Origin of the sequence: Clostridium coskatii (assembly GCF_001675205.1) — a bacterium.
Lineage (GTDB): Bacteria > Bacillota > Clostridia > Clostridiales > Clostridiaceae > Clostridium_B > Clostridium_B ljungdahlii.
Genome location: NZ_LROR01000020.1, coordinates 15575 through 42064, shown reverse-complemented (window position 1 = coordinate 42064; position 26490 = coordinate 15575). Strand labels below are relative to the sequence as shown.

General features: G+C 31.7%; 24 protein-coding genes, 1 tRNA gene and 1 pseudogene. 3 read left to right on the top strand and 23 right to left on the bottom strand.

Going from position 1 to position 26490, the window contains the following annotated elements; all coding sequences use genetic code 11:
• Nucleotides 1–228 precede the first annotated feature (228 nt).
• Nucleotides 229–948 (bottom strand): hypothetical protein, encoded by a 720-nt coding sequence (locus CLCOS_RS01130; protein WP_063602335.1) that lies wholly within the window; start codon nt 946–948, stop codon nt 229–231.
• A gap of 375 nt (nt 949–1323) precedes the next feature.
• Here CLCOS_RS01130 and CLCOS_RS23135 point away from each other — a divergent pair.
• From CLCOS_RS23135 to istB, 3 genes and pseudogenes are all read left to right on the top strand, one after another.
• Nucleotides 1324–1529: pseudogene (locus CLCOS_RS23135) on the top strand (IS256 family transposase); the annotation flags it as partial.
• Between the two features lie 291 nt (nt 1530–1820).
• A complete protein-coding gene (gene istA / locus CLCOS_RS01120; RefSeq protein WP_082853625.1) occupies nt 1821–3293 on the top strand; it encodes an IS21 family transposase in 1473 nt (490 codons plus the stop codon).
• Between the two features lie 96 nt (nt 3294–3389).
• Nucleotides 3390–4061: an IS21-like element helper ATPase IstB gene (istB, locus tag CLCOS_RS01115; RefSeq protein ID WP_275507153.1), complete on the top strand. Its 672-nt coding sequence runs from the start codon at nt 3390–3392 to the stop codon at nt 4059–4061.
• 1140 nt (nt 4062–5201) lie between these two features.
• On the opposite strand, the gene CLCOS_RS01110 is transcribed toward istB, so the two are convergent.
• The 22 genes from CLCOS_RS01110 to grdH form a co-directional block, all read right to left on the bottom strand.
• Nucleotides 5202–6368 (bottom strand): MalY/PatB family protein, encoded by a 1167-nt coding sequence (locus CLCOS_RS01110; protein WP_063602332.1) that lies wholly within the window; start codon nt 6366–6368, stop codon nt 5202–5204.
• Between the two features lie 43 nt (nt 6369–6411).
• Entirely contained in the window at nt 6412–7251 is an 840-nt protein-coding gene (locus CLCOS_RS01105; protein WP_063602331.1) for a transporter substrate-binding domain-containing protein, read from the bottom strand.
• Nucleotides 7252–7269: 18 nt separating this feature from the next.
• Complete coding sequence (locus CLCOS_RS01100) at nt 7270–7935, bottom strand: amino acid ABC transporter permease (protein ID WP_013239408.1); 666 nt, start codon at nt 7933–7935, stop codon at nt 7270–7272.
• Nucleotides 7936–8691: an amino acid ABC transporter ATP-binding protein gene (locus CLCOS_RS01095; protein ID WP_063602330.1), complete on the bottom strand. Its 756-nt coding sequence runs from the start codon at nt 8689–8691 to the stop codon at nt 7936–7938.
• 23 nt (nt 8692–8714) lie between these two features.
• Nucleotides 8715–8864 (bottom strand): hypothetical protein, encoded by a 150-nt coding sequence (locus CLCOS_RS22215; RefSeq protein WP_192847941.1) that lies wholly within the window; start codon nt 8862–8864, stop codon nt 8715–8717.
• Nucleotides 8865–8883: 19 nt separating this feature from the next.
• Nucleotides 8884–9483 carry a mandelate racemase/muconate lactonizing enzyme family protein gene (locus tag CLCOS_RS01090; RefSeq protein ID WP_343217884.1) on the bottom strand — a complete coding sequence of 200 codons (600 nt, stop codon included), beginning with the start codon at nt 9481–9483 and terminating at the stop codon, nt 8884–8886.
• A gap of 2 nt (nt 9484–9485) precedes the next feature.
• The gene (locus CLCOS_RS21265) at nt 9486–9656 is read right to left on the bottom strand and encodes an ATP-binding cassette domain-containing protein (RefSeq protein ID WP_153042893.1); all 171 of its coding nucleotides are present in this window, start codon (nt 9654–9656) and stop codon (nt 9486–9488) included.
• Between the two features lie 439 nt (nt 9657–10095).
• Nucleotides 10096–10192, bottom strand: a tRNA-Sec gene (locus tag CLCOS_RS21675).
• A 168-nt stretch (nt 10193–10360) separates the two neighbouring features.
• Nucleotides 10361–12268 (bottom strand): selenocysteine-specific translation elongation factor, encoded by a 1908-nt coding sequence (gene selB / locus CLCOS_RS01085; RefSeq protein WP_063602329.1) that lies wholly within the window; start codon nt 12266–12268, stop codon nt 10361–10363.
• A gap of 19 nt (nt 12269–12287) precedes the next feature.
• Complete coding sequence (selA, locus tag CLCOS_RS01080; RefSeq protein WP_063602328.1) at nt 12288–13673, bottom strand: L-seryl-tRNA(Sec) selenium transferase; 1386 nt, start codon at nt 13671–13673, stop codon at nt 12288–12290.
• Between the two features lie 216 nt (nt 13674–13889).
• On the bottom strand, nt 13890–14924 hold the full coding sequence (gene selD, locus CLCOS_RS01075; RefSeq protein WP_082853624.1) for a selenide, water dikinase SelD: 1035 nt from the start codon (nt 14922–14924) through the stop codon (nt 13890–13892).
• A 165-nt stretch (nt 14925–15089) separates the two neighbouring features.
• Nucleotides 15090–16244 carry an aminotransferase class V-fold PLP-dependent enzyme gene (locus tag CLCOS_RS01070; protein ID WP_063602326.1) on the bottom strand — a complete coding sequence of 385 codons (1155 nt, stop codon included), beginning with the start codon at nt 16242–16244 and terminating at the stop codon, nt 15090–15092.
• 96 nt (nt 16245–16340) lie between these two features.
• A complete protein-coding gene (locus CLCOS_RS01065) occupies nt 16341–17231 on the bottom strand; it encodes a selenium metabolism-associated LysR family transcriptional regulator (RefSeq protein WP_013239418.1) in 891 nt (296 codons plus the stop codon).
• Between the two features lie 125 nt (nt 17232–17356).
• A complete protein-coding gene (locus tag CLCOS_RS01060) occupies nt 17357–17947 on the bottom strand; it encodes a DUF3841 domain-containing protein (RefSeq protein WP_013239419.1) in 591 nt (196 codons plus the stop codon).
• On the bottom strand, nt 17923–18483 hold the full coding sequence (locus tag CLCOS_RS01055; protein ID WP_013239420.1) for a DUF3841 domain-containing protein: 561 nt from the start codon (nt 18481–18483) through the stop codon (nt 17923–17925). Before CLCOS_RS01055 ends, CLCOS_RS01060 begins: the two co-directional genes overlap by 25 nt.
• 322 nt (nt 18484–18805) lie before the next feature.
• Complete coding sequence (grdD, locus tag CLCOS_RS01050) at nt 18806–19960, bottom strand: glycine/sarcosine/betaine reductase complex component C subunit alpha (protein ID WP_063602325.1); 1155 nt, start codon at nt 19958–19960, stop codon at nt 18806–18808.
• An 88-nt stretch (nt 19961–20048) separates the two neighbouring features.
• Nucleotides 20049–21584: a glycine/sarcosine/betaine reductase complex component C subunit beta gene (gene grdC / locus CLCOS_RS01045; protein ID WP_013239422.1), complete on the bottom strand. Its 1536-nt coding sequence runs from the start codon at nt 21582–21584 to the stop codon at nt 20049–20051.
• A 102-nt stretch (nt 21585–21686) separates the two neighbouring features.
• Nucleotides 21687–22163, bottom strand: a complete 477-nt coding sequence (grdA, locus tag CLCOS_RS01040; RefSeq protein ID WP_082853623.1) for a glycine/sarcosine/betaine reductase complex selenoprotein A — start codon at nt 22161–22163, stop codon at nt 21687–21689.
• Between the two features lie 21 nt (nt 22164–22184).
• Nucleotides 22185–22508 carry a thioredoxin TrxA gene (trxA, locus tag CLCOS_RS01030; protein ID WP_013239424.1) on the bottom strand — a complete coding sequence of 108 codons (324 nt, stop codon included), beginning with the start codon at nt 22506–22508 and terminating at the stop codon, nt 22185–22187.
• 14 nt (nt 22509–22522) lie between these two features.
• On the bottom strand, nt 22523–23470 hold the full coding sequence (gene trxB, locus CLCOS_RS01025; protein WP_063602323.1) for a thioredoxin-disulfide reductase: 948 nt from the start codon (nt 23468–23470) through the stop codon (nt 22523–22525).
• Between the two features lie 95 nt (nt 23471–23565).
• Entirely contained in the window at nt 23566–25056 is a 1491-nt protein-coding gene (locus tag CLCOS_RS01020; RefSeq protein WP_063602322.1) for a glycine betaine uptake BCCT transporter, read from the bottom strand.
• A 109-nt stretch (nt 25057–25165) separates the two neighbouring features.
• The gene (gene grdH, locus CLCOS_RS01010) at nt 25166–26479 is read right to left on the bottom strand and encodes a betaine reductase selenoprotein B (protein ID WP_013239427.1); all 1314 of its coding nucleotides are present in this window, start codon (nt 26477–26479) and stop codon (nt 25166–25168) included.
• Nucleotides 26480–26490: the final 11 nt, after the last annotated feature.

The following is a 26490-nucleotide window of genomic DNA, read 5'->3' as shown; positions in this document are numbered from 1 at the left end:
TGTACATCCATTTAAAATCTCCTATTAAAGTTTTTCAAGTTAACTTTAAAAACTTTAAAACTTATTTTAGAAGATTATCTCACATTTTTTAAACACTTTCTATCCAATTTCTTATTTGACGCTTACTTCGTTATTAAAGCTAAAATCCTTAACGTGGGATTTATCGGTTTTATTAGTTTAATACCACATGTCAAATTATATACATGTACTTTAAGCTTGTTAAATCATTCATTTTCTTATATTAACCTTCGAAGGTACACATATAGTCCCTTCAGGTAGATTTAAATGTCCATTATTATCTAAGCGATATTCCTTACCATCTATTGTAAATACTGAATCTTTTGTAAATCCAAACCCAAGCTTTAACCAGTTTTCTGTATTATAGCCTTTTCTAAGATTTTCAATTTCTTCATTCGTATACATCCACCCACTATTATCTAAAAACAATTTTTCTGAATATCCTTTAATTTCACAAAATTTGCCTGATTCAATTCCTAAGCTTTGTAGTCTAGCTCCAACATCTTTACTATTAGGCATAAAAATTCTTATTAAATCAACAATTTTATCTATTGGCTTTCCACTTGATAAAACATCTATTAACTCATTAGTTTTTGTTATATCATTAAACTCATCTTCACTAAACAAATGTGTAATATCTTGATTAGGATACAATTCGTATAAAAGCAATTTGGAATGATTATTTTTAACTGATATTTCAGCATTTCCATGCATTAAAGTTTTAGCAATATAATAACCATCTTTTATATCAATAATATTATCTTTAAACGATAGTTGTTTTAATGGTGTAGTAACTAATCTACTTACACTCTTTGTTACATTAGCACTTGATGATGCATTACTTATTTTAGGTATATAATTATTGAATTCATTCATTTTTAAATTAACATTTTTATATATATTTCTATCAAATCCTATTTTTGAAAACATTTAAACTCCTCCTTACTAAATACTTTATAGTAATATTCGTCATTGATTAAATTATCTTTAATTAATGACATAAAAACATTTTAATGTAAACTTAATAAATAAATGTAAATAAATCGAAAGATTCTGTTTTGTTACTTAACTACAATACAATTGATGATTCTATTAAATATACTCAAGAAATTTCAAAAAATTGTATGCTTAATGGGGATAATGATGAAAACTGGTATAAAATTTATCTTCTTATTGCTACACAAACACTATCTATTCAAACTTTTAAGGGTAAACATTTAACTGCTACAGTATTTTCTAATGATGGGACAAAAATATTTCAAGGTACATATGGGCAATCATGTAAAAGAGGACAAAAATTTAATATATCAAGGATCTATGCAAAGCTGGCTGAAAAATTAGGACACCATAGCCCCTACATTCAAATTTTTACCAGAAGTCAAAAAAGTAATGTCACATACCGCAGATGAAACAGTCAAAGAAGCGTATTTCCAAGTGATACTGCACTCCTCAAGGCACCTCTTGCAACATTTGAAGCAACTAAGAAATGGACGTCAGTCCTCAGAAACTAGAGTAAAGTTTATGGTAACCTATCCATAATGTATGATGGTAGTTTCCAAGTAACATCGTTCATATTCACTTTGCAAGTAGCTACGTCGTATAAATTCCATTTTACATATTACTTTACAGTCTTTTAACACCTTTAAATCAATTTCTAAATATCTCAGCTTAAGTGTTAGTAGTAAGATAAAATTACCCAAAAAAGTGCAAGAAAATTCCCCACTTGGATAGAAAAAAAGTTTCCTTTGTAGTTAAATTAAATAAATACTGCAAAGGAGATGAAATAAATGCTGGGGGTAGGAATGCATACAACAATAGAAACATTATTTAAAAAAGGATATAACAAAACACAGATAGCAAATATTTTAGGAATAGACAGAAAAACAGTCAGGACAGTACTTCAAAAACTTGAAAAATGCAGTGTAATAGAAAGGAAACAAAGTGTATCCATACTTGATCCGCACAAAGAATACATAAACATACAGGTATCGAAAGAACTAACAGCAAAGCGAATATTTCAGGATCTTTGTGATGGGTATAACTATACTGGAAGTTATGATACTGTAAAGAGATATGTTGCAAAAATTAGAGAAAAACCGTCAAAAGCATATATGGTTCTAACAAGTTTACCTGGTGAAGAAGCTCAGGTAGATTTCGGATATATAGGAACAATAAAAGTAAATAACAGGCATAAAAAGGCTTGGATATTTGTTATGGTTTTAAGTTATTCAAGATATATGTATGTTCAAATCGTATTTGACCAATCCGTTAAAACTTTTATTGAATGTCATAAAAATGGATTTAAGTATTTTGGGGGAGTTCCTGAAACAGTAAAAATAGATAACTTAAAAGCAGGTGTACTTGAAAATGATTTTTATGAACCTGTTATCCAGAAAAATTATGCTGCCTTTGCCGCACATTATGGGTTCTGGGCACAGCCCTGTAGGGTCAGGACTCCAACTGATAAGGGTAAAGTAGAATCAAATGTTGACTATGTCAAAAATAACTGCTTTAAAGGTAGAGAATTTAAAAACTATGGGGAAGCAAAAAAGTTTTTATCCAGATGGCTTGATACTATTGCAAATGTAAGAAAACATGGTACTACGCATAAAGTTCCCCTCGAAATTTTCCAAACTGTAGAAAAAGAAAAATTAACAAGCCTTCCAAATGAAGAGTATATCATGTCTAAATCTAAAACTTGTATAGTTAACACGAATTGTCACATAACTTATTGTGGAAATTACTATTCAGTACCTTACGCTTACATTGGTCAAGAAGTTAACGTAATTGAGATAAATAACTTAATAAAAATCTTCTATAAAGAAAAAGAAATAGCCCTCCATACCATCTGCAGTGATAAGAAGGGCACGTTCATAACTAATAATGAACATTATCCTCATAGTAAGAATATAACAAGTTCAGAAATATTGTCAAGACAGAGAAATGAAATGACTGAAATAGGCAGAAATGCATTAAAGTTCTTTGATGAATTTATTAAAGTATCTAACAATAAAAAATATGATTATAGATCTATAACTGGGATATTGTCCTTAAGAAACAAATATTCCAGTGAAGTAATAGATAAAGCTTGTGCAAGGGCATATAATTATGGAGTTTTCACCTATAGAGTTATAAAAAAAATATGTGAAAAAGGAATAATAGATTTACCTCTATATGACAACCAAACTTATATTAATCAAAATACCACAGAAGTAACTAGAAATATTTCAGAATATAACAAATTAGTTGGATTAGGAGAATTGAGAGATGAATGATATATTAGGTTCCAAATTAAAGAATCTCAAACTTTCTGGTATAGTTAGACATTAGATTTCAGGAATGAAGAAGCCTTAAAAAACAACTTGTCATACATGGAATTTTTTGAAATGCTTATAAATGATGAAGTTATAAACAGACAGAATAATGGGAATAAAAACAGAATTAGAAAAGCCAAATTCTCACAGCATAAGACACTGGAGGAATATAATTTTAGTTACCAGCCTACTGTAAACAAAAGATTTATATATAACCTGGCTGCCTGTGAATTTGTTCGTAAAAATGAAAATATAGCATTTATAGGTCCTCCGGGAACAGGTAAAACCCATTTAGCAATAGCCTTAGGTATTAAGGCTATCGCCCAGGGATATAAAGTACTATTTACAACTGTGAATGAAATGCTGGAGGATCTATATATATCAAGGGCAGATAATTCTTTTGGTCAAAGGCTGAAATACTATGTTAACTGTGATCTTCTCATACTGGATGAATTAGGACTTAAACGGCTTAATCAAAATAGTATAGATGATTTTTACGAGATAATATCCAGAAGATATGAAAAAGGCTCTATTATAGTAACTACAAATAAGGTATTTGAGGAATGGGCAAGAATATTTTACGACCCTGTTTTAGCTACAGCAATTTTAGACAGGTTTGTCCATCACTGTCACTTTGTTGTTATAAAAGGAGAAAGCTACAGAATGAAACAAAGGGAGGGTACTATAAAAAATTTAAGTAAGGAAAATAATAAAATTTCATCTAAATAATTAATATTTTTTACACTTTTTCGGTGGGGAAAAAAGTTTCCCTTTTTTGAGGAATTTTTATTGACAATAACACAACCTATATTTTCTTTGTTTATCGTAGTTCTTAAAAATCTATTAGTAAACTAGCAATCACATATACTTTCTTTTGATGTTTCATCTTCTAGATACTTTAAATTCATTCTTTCGTACCAATATAGGGCTTAATTATACATTTAAAATTACTAGTTTCACCTATACATTGCAATACAAATAGTTGCATATAATATTTCAATATAATGAACAAGAAAAATAATTAGCATAAACCATAAAAGTATCCTGTAAGATTAGACACAACCTCTTTTAATGTGTCCATCCTACAGGATACAGTTTAAATAGTTCTAAACTGTTTTTAATAATTAAACTATGGAGGAAAAACTGCTTTCACAGTTATATTCTAACCATATCACCTAGCCGGTATAACTTTTTCAATATTGAACATATTATCAAGTACCTGCCAGTTTTTTGGGAGCGGCTTTGCTAAAACCCAGTAGCTAACACCTCGAAGTCCATACTCATTTACAAGTTTATATTTGGCCTCTAACTTCTTGTATCTTCATTAATTGGAGCAACGGTCATAGGTTGGCCACCTAACCAGATTAATAAACATCATCAACAAATGGCCTGGTTACTGAGTTTATGAATATAATAACATACCACAAAATAAGCTACAAAGGAGTAAAATCTATTTTGAACTCGACACTTACATCATATCTCTGGCATGCTTCCTTCTAGGTAGACATATGATTATTTAAAAAGCCCTTTGTTTCTAAATTTTACTTTTTATAATAAACATTCTATGAAATACTTTAAAAACTAATAATATTTTAGTATTTAAAACAACTTAAAGCCTTTACTTACAAAGGTTCCAAGTTGTTTCATTAAGATTACTTTTTATTTTATGTTTACTTCTTAAGAAAGTCGCTTAGATATTTTCTAACATTTCTACATTGCTAAAAGCTTTATTTAGCTCCAGAGGAAAGTATACGGAGAACTATTCAATAATGTTTGAAGGAAGGTTGCCTTAATTAATCCTTTCAGCATAAAAGTAGGCACAAATAAATTTGTATACATTCAATCCTATATAAGATTATAGTGGCATTATCAATGGCATATGTCCTCTATTCCTTGTATAAGTTGTTCAACAGCTTTAATTATATTTTCTTTTGACGTAGCAATATTCATTCTTACATACTGATTGAAACGTTCCCCTCCAAACCATACTCCAAAATCTAAAGCAAGTTTGCATCTTTCTTTAATAAAACTTTCCAGTTCATTGCCCTCTATGTACTTACCCAGATTAATCCAGAGCAAGTAAGTTCCCTCTAAAGGAGATACTTCAGCAAGAGGAAGTTCCTCATGAAGCTTTTTCTTAATATATAAATAATTTTCTTCAATTTGATGCAATACTGCTTCTAACCATGCTCTTCCCTTTTCATAGGCACTTTGTACTGCAATATATCCAAAGGCATTTCCATCTGGAATACGGATACATTGTACAAAAGTATCAAAGGCTTTTCGAATTTGAGAATCTGGTATAATAACAAAAGAATTTTTACATGAAGCAAGATTAAAAGTTTTCGTTCCAGCTGTAAGTGTAACAAGCATAGAGTCATAATCTCCTAGTGTAGCCACCGGGATATGCTTATTTTCATCTATTACAATATCCTGATGAATTTCATCTGAAATTACCTTTACATCATGTTTTTTGCAGATATTCATGAGACTTTTAAGTTCATTCTTTTTCCAAACCCTGCCTACAGGATTGTGTGGTGAACAAAGTATAAATAGCTTTACATGGTTTTCTATGATTTTATCTTCAAAGTCTTTAAAATCAATAGTGTAATTTCCACCTTCATTAATTAAATCGCTTTCTATCAGATTTCTGCCGTTATTCTTTACAGCATCTAAAAATGGATAATATACAGGTGTTAAAACAATAATAGAATCCTTCTTCTCTGTAAGTAACTGTATGAACCAATTAATAGCAGGAACAACACCTGGAGAATAGCGAAGCCATTCCTTCTTAACTGTGTATCCGTGATAAGTTTGCTCCCAATTTATAAAAGCCTGCTTATACTTCTCAGGTTGTTTATAATACCCCAAAACACCAAAATCTAAATACTCTTTAAGTTTTTCAACAACACAGTCAGCTACTTTGAAATCCATATCTGCAACCCATAGTGGCATTAGATCTGAAGCTCCAAACATAGCCTCCAATCCATCCCACTTTTTACTATCGGTTTGTTTTCTTTCAACATACTTTAACAAGTTACAACACTTCCTCATCATTAATCTTTACTATCATGTAGAATTAATTAGCTATTTTAGCATCCTTCGGTTTCTCACTAAAGTCCTGTCCATACCACTTTTGATAAATCTTTGATAATGTACCGTCCTTCTTCATTTCTTGAATAGCCTTCGTAACAACCTTGTTTAATTTTTCTGAATTGGCATTACCTTTTACGAATGGGTATGCTTTTGCTCCAACTGTAACATTTTCTTCAACCATTCTTGCATCAAGAAGTCCATTTTTAATTTTATATGCCGCTTCACCTGCAGAGTAAATCATAGCATCAACTTTTCCTTGACGAAAAGCTTCAAATAATAAATCAGAACTATCATATGTAACTAATTTGATCTTAATTCCTTGTTCTTTAGCAATTTGTTTAAATAGGTTTCCACCATTTGAACCTGATGAAAATCCACAAGTCATACCAGATATATCCTTCAATTTTTTAATATTAGTCTTATCTGAATGTACAACTAATTTTTCTGGAATATATGCATATGGTTCTGAAAAATCATACTTAGCTTTACGTTTAGCATTAATTGTAATGGTATTTCCTACTGTATCTGCTTTACCAGAATCCAAGTATCCAAATAGAGTATCAAAATCACCAGTTACAAATTGAACTTTAATACCAGTTTTAGCAGAAATAGCATTCCAAATATCCACTTCATGTCCCTTATGTACACCATTTTCTACATATGAATTAGGTACCGAAGATGAACCAGATGCTACAATAATTTTTGTAGGTTCTTTAGCTTCTTCTTTCTTTTGTGAATCATTTTTTGTACTTCCACATGCAGTCATACCAAAAATCATGCAAGCACATACTGCAAGTGAAAATATTTTCTTAATACTTTTCATATTTTTCCCCCTCATTTTTTAACAAAATTTTTGAATTCTTTTCTCTACTAATCTTTGAATTTTTTCTACAAAAATTACAATTACTAGATAAATTAAAGTTACACATAAATATGCTTCAAAAAAGCGCAGGGTTAATGCAGCTTCCGTTTTTGCCTTTGCCATTATATCTGCAAGACCTACTGTAAATCCTAATGCAGACCCTTTAATGATGCCGATAAATTGATTTCCAAGAGAAGGTAGTGCTACAACAAATGCTTGTGGTAAAACAACCCGCATCATTGTCTGATATTTTGTCATACTCATTGAATAACAAGCTTCTAGTTGTCCTACTTCCACAGATTCTAAAGCTGCTCTTAAAGTTTCTGCCATAAAAGAAGCTGTATTTAATGTAAGAGCAATTACAGTTGCTTGGAATGCTGTCATAGATTTTAGTGCTGGAATTACACAAGGAAGACCAAAATACAACATAAATAGTTGTGCTACAAGTGGTGTTGCTCTAAAAAACGTAATATATACACCAAATAATTGGTATAATCCCCATACTTTATAATATCTTATAATTGATATTACAACAGATAACAATAATGTAAATATTAATGATACTAGAGATATTTCAATTGTTAATTTTAATGATGGTAAAACAATTGGAAACAGATTAATAAACCATTGAAAATCAAAATTCATTTATTTATCCCCCATACTATTTGCTGTCATTGTATTTACAAATTTTCTAATTCTCTCATTTGTACAATTTTCAAATATTTCTTTAGGAGTTCCCATTCCTGCAATATAACCATCCTCTAAAAAAATCATTTTATCAGCAACCTCTTTTGCAAACTTCATTTCATGAGTTACAATCAGCATTGTTTTGTTATGCTCTGCTGCCAATTGTTTAATCACAGTTAACACTTCTCCAACTAATTCAGGATCTAAAGAAGATGTAGGTTCATCAAATAAAATCACATTTGCATTCACAGCCATTGCTCTTGCAATTCCTATTCTTTGTTGTTGCCCACCAGACATTTCTTTGGGATATGCATCCCTTTTTTCTAAAAGTCCTACTTTTTTAAGTAAAGCAACAGCTGTCTCTTCAGCTTCCTTTTTGCTTTTCTTTTGTACCGTTACCATAGGTTCCATAATATTTTGGATAGCAGTTTTATTTTTCAATAAATTATAATTTTGAAAAACCATGGATGTTTTTTGCCTTAATCTATAAACATCTTTTTTAGAAGCAGTTTTAGCATCCACAGTAAAACCATCAATTGTAATTTTACCTTCTGTAGGCTTTACTAAAAAATTAAGACAACGAAGAAATGTGGACTTACCTGTACCTGATGGGCCAATCAATACTATGACCTCACCTTTTCCTATCTCAATATTAATATCTTTTAAAATAACAGATTGTCCAAATTGCATTTTTAAATGTTCAATCTTAATCATCTTGCTGTATCCCCTAACTTTCTCTATATTTCTAATTGTTCACATATTCCATTTTCTTCAAACCAGTCAAAATATTCTAAAATTAACTCTTTTGTTAGCTTCCATGCCATTATTGTCTCATTATGTATTAATTTTTGTGATTTGAAGGATTTCAAGAATTGCTTAAAAATCAATAGCTATAAAGAATATCTATTACTTTATTGTAACTAAACTACTATTTTTAAATACATAATCAGACCATTCGTTTCCAATACCCGGCAAATCAGGTACTTCAAAGTATCCATTTTTAGGTTGGTAATCATAAACGCATAATTGCTTATTGTATTGATGTAAATTATATACATGATGTTCATGAATTGTAAAATTAGGAATAACTGCTTCTAAATGCAAGGCTACTGCAGTAGATAATGGGCTTGCACAAACATGCATCTGAACGCCTACATCATAAATATGTGCTAAATCACATATTTTTTTCCCTTCTGTAATCCCCCCACAATTTCCCAAGTCTGGCTGTATTAATTGAATTGAATTATTCTCAAAATATGGAGCATATCCCCACCTTGTATATATACGTTCACCTTGTGCAATAGGAATATTCAATTTATCACATACAAACTTATTCATTTTAGGGTTTGGTGTACATGGTTCTTCAAAAAATAATATTCCATATTCTTTTGCAAGTGACCCAATTTGAACAGCTACTTGTGCATCAATATATGAATGATTTTCCATAATTATATCTACATTCGATCCTACTGCTTCTCTCACTGCTTTTAAACGATTAATTACCATATTTACATATTTCGGAGATTGAAATCTTGTTGAATACATCTTAATAATGTAGATTTTCCTGCACCGCTTCTTCCAACTAACCCAAAGATTTCTCCATCATTAATAGTTAATGAGATTTTGTCTAAAACATTCAATTTTCCATAATTTTTGCTAAGGTTCTCTATAACTATCAATTTTACTCCTCCATTCTACACAAAAAAATAATAATATAAGTATTCCATGAAATATTATTATGCTAAAATTATATTATGAAAACCATATCATTTGCATTGGCTTTTAATCTTTCAACAATAACTGACTTGATTATACAGCCTTGCTATTATTACGTCAAATTTGAAAAAATTATAAATATTAACACTTCTATACTAATATTTTATACTTGTCCAATTTTTGGAAAACAAAAAAACTAATTTCTTCTTGACATAACAGGTAATTGTAATATTTAACCATATAACACTTTATAATAGATTTTTAATTATTACTAATCAAATTCAACATAATTTTAGTAAATTGCTGTATACACGTTGAATTAAAAAAGTTTTAAATTTCTACTAAATAAAAAGACATCTAGTAAACTTTACAAATTTACTAGATGTCTTGATATTCTATTAATGGCGGGAATATGTGGGAATCGAACCCACCCGTCATGGTCTTAGCACGACAGAACGGTTTTGAAGACCGCCAGGAACACCAGAACCTATCTACTCCCATATTTAATTACATAAAATATTATAAGATGTACCATTTATTATGTCAACATTTTTCGTCTATTTTCTTATCACTTTATGTGATTAATTATATTACATTTTATGATACAGCTATAATATAATTAAACTGTTTACTAAATCAAAGTAGCTTTTTTTATAATTCTTTAGTATTAACAAAGCACCCTCTTATCTCCTAATCTTTTAGTTAACTTTATACTGTCAAAATGTCCTGCTAGTGCCTCAGCATATTTTCTGCTTGTATTTAACTCATCTCTTAGTTCTGCTAAAGTCATACTTCCATTATTAGTTATAATATTTATAACTAATTCTTTAACCTTTCTGTAATCTTCTAACAAAAAGAAACAATCCTCTGATACTTTTACTAAAATACCTTCATCAACTATAGAATCAAATACCATCCTAAAGTTTTTAGTATCCTTCTCTTTTGTCTCAAGTTCATTATATTTAGGAGGTGAAAATTTACCAGCTTTAAAAGATTTTATAATGTGTTCTCTTATTAATTTTTGCTCTTTAGTATAAGTTATACTAAAGTCTGGAAGTGAAATAAAATTGCCATGTATAAGTAATAATTTTTCACTTACTAGCAAATCCATTATCTGACCATAGGTTTTCTGATTCAGTGATTTCCCGAACACTTTATTTTTTATTTCTTCTTTAGATATCCCCCATTTAAGTGGGTTTTCCTTATGGTATTTACCAAGTATATTAATTATTTCAGCTATTTTTTTATTAATAAAACATCTATGAACGTAAATTGCTTTATCTCCTCTGTCAAATTTCACTATTTTATTTTCACTTATTAATTTTTCTAGCTTTTCCTCAATATTTTCCTCATTTTTCCCCAATGATTTTAATATGTCTGTGATCCTTGGATATTCCTTACTTAGGTTTTTAATAGTATTTTCTAATATACTTTCAGCCTTTCCACTTTCCTTTATCTTTAACTCTTCAATATATTCTTGGTCAAATCGTTTTGCTTTTTTAGCAAGCGGCTCAATTATAGATCCACCTCCTATAGTATTCATAGGTGAATAGCTTCGTATTACATATCTATCATTTCTTTGAGCAGTTAGAGGTTTTTCTAACCTTAGCTGCACATATGCTTCTTCTCCTGGCTCCACCTGATCTTTATTTAATATAACAACTCTGCATATGATCTCACTTGTCCCATGATAAAGCCTTACTCTCTGCCTATTTTCTAAGGGTTTTAATGCACTTTTTAAATAATATAATTTACAATCAACCATTAAGGATGGTTCCATTAAATTTTCAACAGATATTACATCTCCCCTTTTAACATCACTTACCTTTACATTTGATATATTTATAGCACATCTCTGTCCTGCTTCAGCAGCTTTTACAGACTGATCATGCACTTGAATTCCTCTTACTTTAGATACAAGCTTTGTTGGGTAAATTTCTATTATTTCACCTTCCTTAATGGATCCACTTATAACTGTTCCTGTCACTATTGTTCCAAATCCACTTATCGTAAATACCCTATCTACCGGAAGCCTAAAATGCCCTTGCACGTCTTTAGCTTCTGCTTCTTCTGTAAATTTGTCTATATCTCCTATCAAATCATCTAATCCAACACCAGTCTTAGAAGATACTGAATGAATTGGAGCATTTTCTAAAAAAGTCCCCTTAAATTCATTTTTTATATCTTCTTTTACCATTGATAACCATTCTTCATCTACTAAATCTGACTTTGTAATGACAACAATACCTTTTTTAACGTCCAATAATTGAAGAATTTCAAAATGTTCTCTTGTTTGAGGCATTATTCCTTCATCTGCAGCTATTACTAAAATAACTATATCTATGCTGCTTATTCCTGCTAACATATTTTTAATAAACTTTTCATGCCCTGGCACATCTATAATTCCTGCTCTTTTACCCGATGGCAGATCAAAGAAAGTAAATCCAAGATTTATAGATATTCCCCTTTCTTTTTCCTCTCTAAGAGTATCTGTTTCTCTACCGGTTAAAGCTTTTATAAGAGTGGTTTTTCCGTGGTCTATATGTCCTGCTGTTCCAATTATAATATGTTTCATATACATTACTACCTCTCTTTTAATCTAAAAAAATAAAAGCATTTACTATTATATCAAAATCTTTATCAAAAATAGTTCTTACATCTAATATAACCTCATTATTTGAAATTCTAATTATTATAGGAGTTTTATTTTCTCTTAATTTTTTTTCTAATTCTTGTGGAGAAAACTTATCACTTTCTACCTTTATAACATATGTATCTATTTTTTCTGTAGGCATTGAACCTCCACCTACTATTGAATAATCTTCTTCTAAAGCAAATTTAAAGTTTTTAATTTTGCTTTCAAGTTCCTCTTTAAGCCTTTGTGCCCTTTTTTTATGATCACTCTTTTGGCTTAGTATCATATGCAATGTAGGTATGTTTTCTATAGCCTCTTTTTCATCTAAATAATACTTAAGTGTTCCCTCTAATGCAGCAAGTGTCATTTTATCTATTCTCAATGCCCTCGTAAGTTGATTTTTTTTCATTTTATCTATATATACTTTTTTACCTATAACTATTCCTGCCTGTGGTCCCCCAAGCATCTTATCTCCACTAAAAGTAACTACATCTACACCTTTTTTAATACTTTCCTGAACTGTAGGTTCATGTGTAAATCCATATTTTGAAAAATCTATTAATGTACCGCTTCCTATATCTTCTACTACAGGTATTTTACTCTCATACCCTAGCTTAACCAATTCTTCTAAAGATACATCCTCTGTAAATCCTAGAATTTTAAAATTAGATGTATGTACTTTTAGTAAAACACCAGTATTTTCATTTATATTATTGTCATAATCATATAAATGGGTTCTATTTGTTGTTCCAACTTCTACAAGCCTTGCTCCACTAAATCTCATAACATCTGGCACTCTAAAAGAACCTCCTATTTCAACTAACTGCCCTCGAGATACAATTGCTTCTTTATCCTTACACAAAGTATTCAACACCAGCATAACTGCAGCTGCATTATTATTTACAACCATAGCAGCTTCTGCTCCCGTCACTCTCTTAATGAGTTCTTCAACGTGGCTATACCTTGAACCCCTTTGTCCTTTCTTCAAATCATATTCCAGGTTATTATAGTTATCAGCCACATTTACAACATTCTCTAAAGCCTTTTTAGCTAATAGTGATCTCCCTAGATTAGTATGTATAATAACTCCTGCAGCATTTATAACTTTTTTAAATTTTGAACCTTTCTTCTCTTCTAAAAGTTCTAAAAAGCTTTTTAATATATTCTCTTTTGAATATTCATCTATACTGCCACTTAATATAAGCTCTCTATAGTTATCTATAGCCTCTCTTAATGTCTCAACAACAATCGTTCTCATTGTAAATTTTAGTTCATTGTTTACTATATCTTCTTTTAGAAGTTCATCTATCTTTGGTAGATCTCTTAACAGTTGATTCTTTTCCATTTTATTTCCACCTTCTAAACTATTCTAAAATTTTGCATCCTCATTGCATTTATCTGCTACCTCAAGCATAATTTCATAATCGTTATATACACTTTTAGACATTAAGTTCAACAGACTATTAGAATTAATAGAAAGATTATCCACTTAAGCCATCGCCTTTGAAATTGCATCTTGAATCTTGAGTACCATTTTCTTTGATTGTTCTGCCTCTTAGACTTATTCTACTATTATATAGCCCTCTTCTTGCTTAACTATTACTTCCCCAATAATCGCTGATGGTAATTCCAATTTTGAAAGTTCCTCTATTATTTTAGGACTTTCCTTTTTTGAACAAGTTATTAAAAGCCCACCCGAGGTTTGAGGATCAAATAATATATCTTTCATCCATTCTGGAGTATCTCTAAACTCAAATTTACCTTCTATATATTTTCTGTTATTATAAGTTCCTGCTGGTACAAGTCCTATTTCTGCATACTCTTTTGACTCTTTTATATAAGGTATTTTATCCTTATATAATTTAAAAGTGACACCTGAAGCTTCGGCCATTTCATATCCATGCCCCATAAGTCCAAAACCCGTTATATCTGTGCAAGCTGAAATATTATAATTTACAATTATTTCACTCGCATATTTATTTAAAGTAGTCATAACTTTTACAGCTTCATCATAAGCTTTCTTTGATGCCATTCCTCCTTTTATAGCAGTGTTTATTATTCCAGTTCCTAAGGGCTTTGTTATAATAACATCCTCTCCTACTTTCGAACCAAAATTTTTAAGAATTTTATCTGGATGGATTATTCCCATTACAGATAATCCATATTTGGGTTCATCATCCTCTACCGTATGACCACCAATAACTACTGCTCCTGCTTCAATTACCTTATCTGCTCCCCCTCTTAATATTTCCCCTAAAATATCTATAGATAAACAATTTGGAAAACACACTATATTTAAAGCTACTGTCGGTTTTCCACCCATTGCATATACATCACTTATAGAATTTGTTGCAGCAATTTGCCCAAAAGTATAAGGATCATCAACTACTGGGGTAAAAAAATCTAATGTTTGTATAACTGCCATTTCATCATTTACCTTATAGACAGCCGCATCATCAGAGGTCTCTATTCCCACTATTAAATTTTTATCTTCCATTTTAGGTAACTTACCTAATATTTTTGACAGGGTCTCCGGCCCTATTTTTGCCGCTCATCCTGAAGTTTTACTTAACTCTGTAAGTCTTTTTTGAGCCACATTGACACCTCCTACTAAAATTTCACACTTTACTTCTCTTTTTCACTTATAAATTATTGCCAAAAATTAAAAAATATAACTTTAGAATCAGTCAACAGTAAATGTGGCCTTTTCAACAAGCTACCACTATGAAAATTTTAAGATGTGAAACCTTTGACATCTTTTTTAGACAGATCCTAATATTAAGTTTAGTGCATATAAAGTGTAGTCAATATCTTTTTTGTCGTTAAATGGCCCTAAACTAAATCTTAAAGTTCCTTCAGCAAGAGTTTTTATAGTTTTATGAGCTAAAGGTGCACAATGTAATCCTGATCTAGCCATTATTCCGTAATCTCTATCTAAAACAAATCCTAATTCGGCATTATTAATTTTAGTTGAATTTATAGAAATAGTAGGGGTTCTTAAAGATGCATCTTTAGAACCATAGACTTTAATAGAAGGTATGTTTAAAAGTCCATCAATAAAATGTTGGCAAAGCTGTTGTTCTTTTTCTTGGATTGACAAAATTCCTGCTTTAGTTATATAATTAATCCCTGCAAGTAATCCAGCTATACCAGGTGCGTTTAATGTTCCACTTTCAAATTTATCAGGAAGAAAGTCAGGTTGGGTTATACTTTTTGACAGGCTTCCTGTACCACCTTCAATAAAAGGTGAAGCTTCTTTATTTAAATCATCATCAATTAAAAAGCCACCTGTCCCTTGAGGACCTAAAAGAGACTTATGTCCTGTAAAAGCTAATGCATTGCAGCCTATTTCAGAAAAGTCTACAGGTATAGCGCCAGCACTCTGAGCAGAATCTACTATAAAATAAATACCTTTTTTCTGACAAATTTTGCCCACTTCTTTTAAAGGTTGAATGCTGCCTATTATATTAGAAGCATGAGTTAAAACTACTAGCTTAGTGTTAAGCTTAATAGCTTTTTTAAAATCCTCAATATTGAGAATTCCACTTTCTGGACATTCAATTATATCTAGATCAATGTGTTTAGTTTCTTTCAGATTAGAAAGTGGTCTTAAAATTGAATTATGCTCCATAGATGAAGTAATAATATGCCATCCTTCTTTTATGACACTTTTTAATAATATATTAAGTGATTCAGTTATATTTGACGTAAAAATTACATTTTCAAGTTTGTTAAAATTAAAAAGCTTCATTAAAGCTTCCCTACAGCTAAATATAATTCTGTCTCCTTCTAAAACATTAGCATATCCACCTCTGCCTGGATTTGCACCTATATTTTTCATATAATTAAAAACAGAATAATAAACATCTTCTGGTTTTGGATAACTAGTTGCAGAGTTATCTAAGTAAACTTTCACATTTGCACCTCCCTAATTCATTTAATGGTTTTATGTACGAACAATTACCACATATAAAAGACAATATTATATGTTAACATATAATTCCAATATTTATTAGAACTTATAACACCTCTTACATAGATTAAAAAAAGCATTTGCAGCAGGAGTAAGAGTTCTCTTAGAACTAACAATTAAATAAATATATCTTTTAAGAGAAAGGTTTTTTATACAGCTTTCTTTTATGAATCCTAATGATATATAATCTTTAAATGTGTTTTTTGAAACTATGGATATCCCAAGACCATTTTTTACAAACTTATAAAGTGCATCTAGATTGTTCACTTCAAAATACACATCTATACTTGAAACATCTATTCCTTGTTTTTTTAGAATGTCTTCAAAGGCTTTACGAGTTGCAGATCCTGGTTCTCTTAATATAAATTTATATTTAAGTAGAAAGTCTATGTCTATGATATCAGGGAAATTAAAATCTGACGGAGATATTACAACTAGATCATCTTCCATGATACTATAAGTCCTAATCTTTTCATCATTAACAAATTTACCTACAAAGCCTATTTCACAATTAAATTTTATAATATCTTTAATTATTTTATCAGAGCTTTCTTCTACAACATCAAATGAAACATCAGGGTATTGCTGATGAAAATCTTTTATTAAAGAAGGCAATATATTATTACAAGGGGCAGTACTTGCTGATACCCTAAGCTTTCCACTAACTGTTCCACTAAACTTTGCAAGATTATAGATAGCTTTATCACGGGAATTTAAAATATCTATAGCATATTTTAGAAATGACTCCCCTGCAGGTGTTAGAAATACTTCTCTAGATGTTCGGTTAAATAATTGTACCTTTAATTCTTTTTCTAAACTAGCTATATGAGCACTTATAGCAGGTTGTGATAAAAAAATTGAGTCCGCAGCCTTAGAAAAGCTTTTAAACTTTGCTACATTAATAAATGCTTCTATTTGATTAAACTCCATTAAAATGTCCTCCTGATTACATGATTATTCATCAATTTTTGTTCTTTTACACAAATAGGATTTTATGGTACGCTTCATTAATTCTTGCTGTATAATACTTTAAGCAAATGTTTTTTAGTTATTCATTAAAAGGAAGATTTAATATCAATAATCCATTCTTTTTTAAGCTCCCATAAGCCTGCTTGTAAATTTTTTTCCTTCATAGCTCCAGACTTTATTAGCTGATGATATTTAAATAAATTATCCCAGCTTTTTTTTACTTTTGATTTTAAATTTGGATAAAAAGGCTTGGTAACTATGTCTGACTCAATTGAAATATTAAACTTTGCTAACATATCCTTGTGAATTCTTTCATCCTTTTCATCAGCAGCTAAATATTTTAGATTTAAAATCTTATTCCAATCTTCAGCTCTAAAAAAAACACATTCTTCTACCGGCACTTCCAAAGAAAGCAGGTAATTGCCTGGATACGATCCAGCATAATCTATTTTATTATGTGTCCAAAATGGATACTCAGCATGTTCAGGCTTTTTTACAATATTTTGTGCTTTATTTATATACCAATTATATGCCTCTAAAAATATTCTTGAAATCTCCTGATACTTTTTTACAATGAATTCTCTTTTTACATAGCATACCTTATTTTCCATTAACGCTTTAATAACCTCTGGACTTTGGGAAGTATATAGTATTACCTTATTACTTTTTGAACCCATTCCTTTTTCACCTCCCAAATTGTACCCTGCTTTAAATTTGACAATGAATAAGAATTGTCAAATAATCTACTCCAACTTTTAATTATTTCACTTTTAAGATGAGGGTAAAAACCGCTTATATATGCATTTGAACAATTTGATATTCCATAATTATTAAGTTTTTTATCGTATTCTTCTTCATCTTCCTTACTTAATGGAACATACCATAAATTCACTACTCTACCCCATTTTTCTGTATCCGTCACAATGACCAAATCCTTATCTACTAAAAGCTCTAATATAACAGTACCAGGGGTTCGTTGAAGCATAAAATCAGGAGTTATTGAAACCCATATAGGATATTTTACGTCGTTAGGTATTGGAACTATTTCACTTGCTTTCATAGTGTACCAAGAATACACTTCAAAATAATATTTTGCACAGTTTTCCAGTTTGTTTTCTATATATTCTCTTTTTACAATATATCTTTGTTCCTTTTCCAAAACATCAAGAATATTCTTATCCTGCCTAGTCCATATTCTTATTTTTTCTTTCATAAAAATCACCTTATTCTTAATTTATATATAAAGAACTTTTCTATAAACCTGCTAGACTTTCTTACTGAAACTATGACAACATGAATTATCTCAATACATAGATAATCCCAACAGACACTTAACTTATGTAAAGAAATATATTAACATTCTAAAAGACATATTTAAATACCTTTGACATAAGCCTCAGCTCAGTATTTTATAAAGTCTTAGTATCTTTGATATGTTTCATGTATGAGTTTACCAATAATTCTTAGACTTTTAAGATACTGAGCTTTAGACTTATGAAAAGTATTTATTCTATCCACCGTGTTTGTGTATAATACTATTTAAATCCATTCTTTACAAGTACATTAATAGCGTTTTCGCTTTCATCTTCACTTACCAAAACTATTGGTCCAGTGCAGCCCATTCCACTCTCAGAATATATTCCTTCCTTCCAAAGTGACTTACAAGCATCTTCAAGCTCAAGAATATCAATTCCAGGTATCCCATAAGTTACTACTTTTTTAGGTGGAATCTTAACTTCTTCTACTGCAGCTGCAGGCTTTTCCTTTTCAAGGATTTTTCCTATTATTTCTTTTAAACCTGCTTTATTGGCATTTTTATATTCAATATCAGCAAGCTGCAATAAATTATTTTTTGCAGAAAGTGCACAATATTTTAATGCTTCACAAATTAATGGAGCTCCTGATGCTCTAGATACTATATTAATTATCTTATCATAGCCTTCTCCTACTCCTGGACCATATCCATATCCAGTAGTTTCATAATTTCCTCCTGTTGTAAATGATGCAAATATCTTTACAAGCAAGTTACCTGTTAAGGAGTCACAAATCATAACATCAGGTGTTCCTGCCAGCAGGTCATTTCCTCTCATGACTGAACCTCCATCAGCTCTTAAAGATTCACTAAAAGAAAACTTATATCCTCTGCTTTGCAGTTCTTTAAGTGCTCTCTCAACTCCTCTAGCTCCATCTACATTTAATATGCCAATCTTAGGATCTTTTATTCCGCAAGCTTTTGCAACGGCTATTCCATTTATAGTATTTTTAATCATTCCTTCAACTCTATGGGTAGCTGTTGTTCCTGTAGTTGTAGCAATTATCATTTCTTTTCCTAACCCTGGAGTAATAACTTTTCCAACTGTTGAAACTCCTATAGGAAAATCAAAATGCTGAGTGACACATCCGTCTATTACTTTATTATCTAACAACTCTACCATTTTTTTATGGCCTTCTTCAGCATCACTAACCTCAACTATTTCAAAGTCTCCTTCAACTTTAGGTCCTATTAAAACTATATCAAAATCACCATATTTGCTCTTGGCAAGTGCTGCAGCTTTAATCATCTCGTCCACACCATGTTCTGAACCAAAAGTGGTTAATCCAATTTTAACTCTTTTTCCGAAGTTTCCACTTATTATTCCATCAGCTATTTCATTAAATACTTCTGAAATTACTTTTTTAGTTTGCTCCACGCTGCTCCCTCCTTTTTGTTAGTATTCATTTTTCAATTTGCAATGTTTAACTAGAAATTTTCTTTTCTATGTCAAAACTGACTACTTGTTATTCTTCCATCATTTGAGCAGCAAATTTCTTAAATTCTTCAGCTATCATGCTCTTAATTTCTTCTTTTGAAACCGTATTAGTATCATCTACAATACCAGAATTCTTTTCTACTAATATTGATATTCCATCAAACAAGTTAGTCATTCTTCCTAAGAACAAGCTTCCTTTTCCTATTAACATAAAGTTATTTAATTTTCCTGACATTATATGTTCAATACCATGACCAACTATAGGAACTCCTGATGGTATGTGCCCTTGTGTTGGCGCATATCCTGGATATCCATGTTGTTTTACAAAGTTTGGCAGTTCTTTTCTATCTAGCTGCCCATTTTTTACTGCAAGAGCTCCTATCATCTTGTAATTTTGAGTTGGAACATCTCCTGCCCCTGCAGGTTCAGTTAAGTCTGGAGTCTGCAGTTCCGGCGCAAATTTATCAACATCAGTAATCTTTAATCCATTTTCAGTTAATGGATCTAAAACTAATGCTTCCAATACTGCCTGTGGTGCAGCACCATGAGATATACTATGCCTTCCTATAACATCTGTTCTTATTACAGGACTTACACCATCATTTTCAGATATTAGTATTGCAAATCCTCCTAAGCAATCTTCTAAAACAGGCAATCCCTTTTTAACATGATCTCTACCATTCATTCCAAGCTTAGCAGTGGAACCACCAGCAAACACAATGACATTCTTATAAACTCCTGCTTTAACTAATGCAGCTGCATTAACTATTGAATGTGAAGGGCCAGCACAAAAACCTCTCATGTCTATACCAGTAGCACCTTTGATTCCTGCAATTTCACCACAAGCTTTGGCTATATTTCCACCGCCTCTTTGATTCATGTCTCCAATAGCTTCTTCTGAACATTCAATCATATATTCTACTTCATTTACATCTATTCCTGAATTTTCAACTAAATGCATTAGAGCAAGAACTCCTGATGCTTTAACTGATAAATTTTCAACAATTATATGTGAAGTTAAATTTTTATCAAATTCATGTGCTCTTTTTACGCATCCTACAAGTTTATCATTTAAATATAAACCTTCAGCTACATGATCTTCTACCAATTTCTCTATATCAGCTAGACAAACACCTTCCTTTAATTCATCTGCTTTCTTACTTAAAATTGGACGTGCCTTAAACTTTTCTCTAACTGTTTCAGTAAAATTCTTTTCTAACAAGACAAGATCAAATACATCACTTACCTTAATTAGTCCATAGAATTCATCTTCAGGCATTATTTCTCCAAACTTACCAAACCTTGATGCACCATCAATTTTTTCATCATACCAAGGTCTTTTTCTTTCACTTAATTCTTCTGGAGTCATATTTCCTATATAAGTTTGATTTGGTGCATAACCAACTACATCCTCAAATGATCTTAAGTGATTCGGCATTTCTTTTAAATACTCTGACTCTGGATTCGTTTCTCTTTCTAATGTTTGAGTAGTACCATTATGTATTGTCATATCCGGTGCATTTACTAATACATAGGCAGCATTTTTGATTACTGGAAAACTCATTAAAAACCCTCCTTAATAATTTCAATTAATATATGCTGGAAAATAGCATACATTTCTGCATGCCATTTTCTAATTTTTTCTAATTATTAAATGTTATATGGACTATTTGTTATATTTTGAATAACTGTCTCTAACAGTTTTTACCTCACTAATAATTTCATCCACATCAAGAACCATTTCCATCATTCCACATTGTTCATCATAAACAGCTGGATCGAATTCTGCTTTAACTTCAGGTTCTACTGCATGATATACACCAAGTCCTAATGCTATTCCAGCAAGAGGTCCTGCAAATGTTGGATCTCCAGCACATACTGTTTCTGCTGAAAGTCCTGATGCTTCTGCTTCTGCTCCTCCTAAAATTACAATTACATTTTCTGGGCCATATTTTTCAGTTAAATCTTTTACTCTTTGTTGGATCTCCAGATCCATAGCTCCAGCGGCTGTTCAAACAAAGCATTCTGTTGAAACAAATATTGCTTCTCCTTTAGCACTTTTAACACATTCTTCTATAGCTGGACCTGGAATTCCATCTCTATCTCCTATTGCAATTACTTTTTTTCCTTCTAATAAACTCATATCTTTTCCTCCTTAATTATGTTAAATATTTATATGCTTTTTAATCATTGCCTCAATATTTTCTTTATTAGCATCGTCCTTTACAACTTCTTCAATCTTTTCTCCATCTTTATAAAGAACAATTGTTGGAAGGCCGAGTACTCTCTGAGAAATAGCTAATCTTCTAGCTTTTGTAGTATTTAGTTTACAAAACTTTACCTGATTACCATACTGCTTTGATAGTTCCTCCACATCAGGCATCAATGCTTGACAAGGTACACAACCGTCTCCAAAATAATCTACAAGTACATAACCCTTAGTTTCCAAGACTTCATCCTTAAATGTATTTTTATCCAAAATTACCATTTTAACTCCACCTTCTACTCTTCAAAATTATTTTCTATATATTTTCCAGCCTCCACAGCTGCTATTGCTCCATCTGCTGCAGCTGTAACTACCTGTCTCAATGGCTTTTCCCTAATATCTCCTGCTGCAAATACTCCAGAAATATTAGTTTCCATTTTATCATTTGTTATAATATAGCCTGCCTTATTCATTGTAATTTTATCTTTAAATAGACCATTTATAGGTAAATAACCTACAAAGACAAATACTCCAAATGTTCCATCCTCTTCATCAGCGAAATATTCATTTATTTCTCCAGTTTTTGTATCTTTAAATACAGCAGATTCAAGCAATCCATCACCTTTTAATTCTGTTATTACTTTATTCCACATTATTTCAACTTTAGGATTTTTAAAGGCTTTTTCCTGTATGGATTTTGCTGCTCTAAGTTCATCTCTTCTATGAACTATAGTAACCTTTTTAGCAAACTTCGTCAGATAAAGAGCTTCTTCAATAGCTGCATCACCTCCCCCTACTACAAAAACTTCTAGATCTTCAAAAAATTCTGCATCACAGGTTGCACAGTAAGACACGCCTTTACCAATTAACTGATTTTCCCCAGGACATCCAATATGCCTTGGAGTAGCTCCAGTTGCAATGATTACAGCTTTAGCCTGATATTCTTCATTAATGCCTTTGAGCCTTTTTATTTTTCCAGTAAAATCTACTTCTTTTATCTCATCTTTTTTTCTTTCTGCTCCAAAGCTCTCAACCTGCTCTTCCATCCTGGCAATTAAGCTGGGACCTGTAGCCTCTTTTATTGACCCTGGATAGTTGGCAACTTCATCTGTAATTACAATCTGTCCACCTGCCTTGCTTCTTTCTAGTAGCAAAGTTTTCATCTTAGCCCTTGCTGAATATAAGGCTGCAGAAAGTCCGGCAGGACCAGAACCTATTATAATAACATCATAAATATTATTCATATTGCACCTTCTTTCTTAATATTTCAATAATATTTACTTACTACTTATATAAATTTACTTTTAGTTCACCATTTTTATATACTACTATTTCTTCTTTAAACTTTCTCTTCCCGAAGAGCCTTGTATATGCTGTAGCACATGACAAGCATAATCAGCATAAACGGAAAGGCAGCGGCAATTGAAGCCGTTTGAAGTGTCTTTATAGCAGCTGTTCCTCCTACTAAAACAAGCATTATTGTGATAGCTCCTTGGGCAATTCCCCAAAACCCACATAGCTTTTTACTTGGATTCTGGTCTCCCCCAGATGTAAACATGCTCAGTACATAGGTAGCTGAATTAGCAGCTCCAGCAAAGGAAGCAATGATCAGTACAATCGCAAGCGGCGCAGTGATAATATAAAGTGGTAGATGCTGCAACGTTGCAAATAAAGCTGTGGAAATATCAGTTTTAACTGCTGCCTGAATTGCACCGTGTGACAATGCATCTAGATTAAATGCTGCTCCACCATAGATTGCAATCCATATAAGACAGAAACCTGCAGGCAGGAAGACTGACGCTAGTATGAATTCGCGAATAGTACGACCTCTGGAAACACGTGCTATGAACTGACCTACAAACGCTGCCCATGCAATATACCAAGCTCTGTAGAATATCGGCCAGGCTTTAGTCCATTCAATATTGCCCATCCACAAACTCTGTCCCATAAAGTTTTGAATATAATCACCAAACGTATGAGTGAAAGTATTTAGTATAAATACCATTCCACCAAACAGGAAGATAAATACCATAAATCCAATTGAAAGCCATACCTTCACATCAGCAACAGCCTGCATTGCCTTATGTAGTCCAGATACAGTAGCAAGCGTAAATATCGCTGTCATAATTGCAATAATAACAGCAGTCATACCAGGTGTCGCTGTAATTCCCCAGATATATTGTATCCCTGTGGCAATTTGAGCAGCTCCTAATCCTAAGCTGGTTGCTACTCCAAATATCGTAGCAAATACCGCTATTATATCAATTGTTTTACCAATAGGTCCATAAATACGATCACCAAGAATTGGATAAAAGGCCGAGCTGATTAAGCATGGAAGACCTTTTCGATACTGGAAATATGCCAGAGCTAAACCACAAACCGCATAAATAATCCAAACATGAAAGCCAAAATCATTAAATACAATTCGCATAGCATCATGCATAGCTTGCGGAGTCCCCGGTTGCCCCACCGGTGGTGACATATAATGAGTCATTGGTTCAGCAATCGCCCAAAAAACCATTCCAATACCCATTCCCCCTCCAAATAGCATAGTAAACCACTGGAAAGTTGTAAATTCTGGTTTTTCATCATCCGCCCCTAGCTTGATATTACCAAAACGACTGAGAGCAATAATAAATATAACTACTGTAAAGATAAATACTGACATAAGATATAGCCAACCGAAATTAGTAGTTAAAAATGCTAACACACCATTGGCTGCTTTAGCCATTTGAGAAGGCAGGATTATACTAAATGCTACAAATACCAAAGCTATACCTGCAGAAACATACAGAACCGAACGATCTTTTGACTTTTGTTCATCTGACATAATTAATTTTCCTCCTTCACAAAATCAATCTAAATAGGTCTCATTCATTTTAACAAGACCTATTTAGTTACATGAAACTCCTTCTTCTTTCGTCGAATGAGTAAATGATTTAGATTTTTACTTTAAAAACAGTTTGTTCTTGAATATCAGTTGCAAGGGCATCTAAAGCTACACCCACTCTATGATATCTTAATTTCCATTGCTGCTCTTTAGAATCTGCAGGATTTCCAAGTGGATATGGAATGGAAATGGTTGGTACTATCCTATTTGAACCTACTGTTGTTGCTACAGGAATTAAATTACACATTTGAACAACTGGGAAACCAGCTCTTTCAATTTCTTTTACCATCGTTGCACCGCAACGTGTACAAGTTCCTCAGGTGGAGGTTAATATAACTCCATCTACTTTATCTCCTTTTAAATACTCTACAATTTCTTTGGCCATTCTAGCTGCTTCACCTTGAGTTGTACCAGTTCCTACAGTTGAATAAAAATATTCATGAATTTTCCCTATTTTGCCTTCTTTTTCATATGCTCTTAAAGCATCTAAAGGAACTATGACATTAGGATCAGCATTTGCTGCAGCTGGATCAAAACCTGCATGTATTGTTTTAAATACTCCTGATTCCAATCTATCCATCTTGGAGTAATCATATCTGCCCCATCTTGTTGCAGATGCAGATTGTATTCTGTCAGGATTATCCACTGGAACTATTCCTCCTGAAGTTACTACTGCTATATTAGCTTTACTTAGGTCCTTTATAGCAGGAGCTATAGCTACTGTATCCTTTTTAGGAATAGGAAGTTCAGTTTCAAATTCCTCACCATTAAGCTTTTTAATGAGCATTTTTACAACTCTTTTAGCTGCAGGTTCTTTGGATTCAAGCCATATCTGATGTCTTTTACCTCTTCCGTAATAACCTTCTGCATCTGCCCATAAAAGCTCTTCACCATTCAATATTTTATTTCCAAAATCAGCCATGGCTTTCATGTCTTTTTTCATTCTTCCTGCATTATTTCCGCCTTTGAAAATGTATACATCTTTCTTAAACATCTCAACTCCAGGATTTTCAACATGCATAGATGATATTACTGGTACATTAAATCTTTCTTTTACTGCTTTACATATAACTCCACAGGCATTTCCATATCTACCTGCTTGAAATGCAGGTCCTGCAAAGAATATATCAAATTCTTTTCCTTCAAGGAAGCCTAATATTCTGCTTACTGCTTCCTTTTCATTAGATCCCATAAAGTTATCACCACATATTATAGTGTGGGTAACTTCAGCATCTTTAAGAAGTGCATTTAATGCCAAAGCTGGTCCAACTTGTCCTTCTCTAATTTCAGGTTCAAAATCAGCTTTTTCTTCTCCTCCTATTTGTCCAAAGAATTGATTTATATATAAAATTGCCTTTTTCATATTATTCCACC

What these genes read in the sequence shown, in the direction of transcription:
- CLCOS_RS01130 (WP_063602335.1), bottom strand. Translation starts at nt 948, where the DNA reads ATGTTTTCAAAAATAGGATTTGATAGAAATATATATAAAAATGTTAAT.
- istA (WP_082853625.1), top strand. Translation starts at nt 1,821, where the DNA reads ATGCATACAACAATAGAAACATTATTTAAAAAAGGATATAACAAAACA.
- istB (WP_275507153.1), top strand. Translation starts at nt 3,390, where the DNA reads ATGGAATTTTTTGAAATGCTTATAAATGATGAAGTTATAAACAGACAG.
- CLCOS_RS01105 (WP_063602331.1), bottom strand. Translation starts at nt 7,251, where the DNA reads ATGAAAAGTATTAAGAAAATATTTTCACTTGCAGTATGTGCTTGCATG.
- CLCOS_RS01100 (WP_013239408.1), bottom strand. Translation starts at nt 7,935, where the DNA reads ATGAATTTTGATTTTCAATGGTTTATTAATCTGTTTCCAATTGTTTTA.
- CLCOS_RS01095 (WP_063602330.1), bottom strand. Translation starts at nt 8,691, where the DNA reads ATGATTAAGATTGAACATTTAAAAATGCAATTTGGACAATCTGTTATT.
- CLCOS_RS01090 (WP_343217884.1), bottom strand. Translation starts at nt 9,483, where the DNA reads ATGGTAATTAATCGTTTAAAAGCAGTGAGAGAAGCAGTAGGATCGAAT.
- selB (WP_063602329.1), bottom strand. Translation starts at nt 12,268, where the DNA reads ATGAAACATATTATAATTGGAACAGCAGGACATATAGACCACGGAAAA.
- selA (WP_063602328.1), bottom strand. Translation starts at nt 13,673, where the DNA reads ATGGAAAAGAATCAACTGTTAAGAGATCTACCAAAGATAGATGAACTT.
- CLCOS_RS01065 (WP_013239418.1), bottom strand. Translation starts at nt 17,231, where the DNA reads ATGGAGTTTAATCAAATAGAAGCATTTATTAATGTAGCAAAGTTTAAA.
- CLCOS_RS01060 (WP_013239419.1), bottom strand. Translation starts at nt 17,947, where the DNA reads ATGGGTTCAAAAAGTAATAAGGTAATACTATATACTTCCCAAAGTCCA.
- CLCOS_RS01055 (WP_013239420.1), bottom strand. Translation starts at nt 18,483, where the DNA reads ATGAAAGAAAAAATAAGAATATGGACTAGGCAGGATAAGAATATTCTT.
- grdC (WP_013239422.1), bottom strand. Translation starts at nt 21,584, where the DNA reads ATGAGTTTTCCAGTAATCAAAAATGCTGCCTATGTATTAGTAAATGCA.
- trxA (WP_013239424.1), bottom strand. Translation starts at nt 22,508, where the DNA reads ATGGTAATTTTGGATAAAAATACATTTAAGGATGAAGTCTTGGAAACT.
- trxB (WP_063602323.1), bottom strand. Translation starts at nt 23,470, where the DNA reads ATGAATAATATTTATGATGTTATTATAATAGGTTCTGGTCCTGCCGGA.
- CLCOS_RS01020 (WP_063602322.1), bottom strand. Translation starts at nt 25,056, where the DNA reads ATGTCAGATGAACAAAAGTCAAAAGATCGTTCGGTTCTGTATGTTTCT.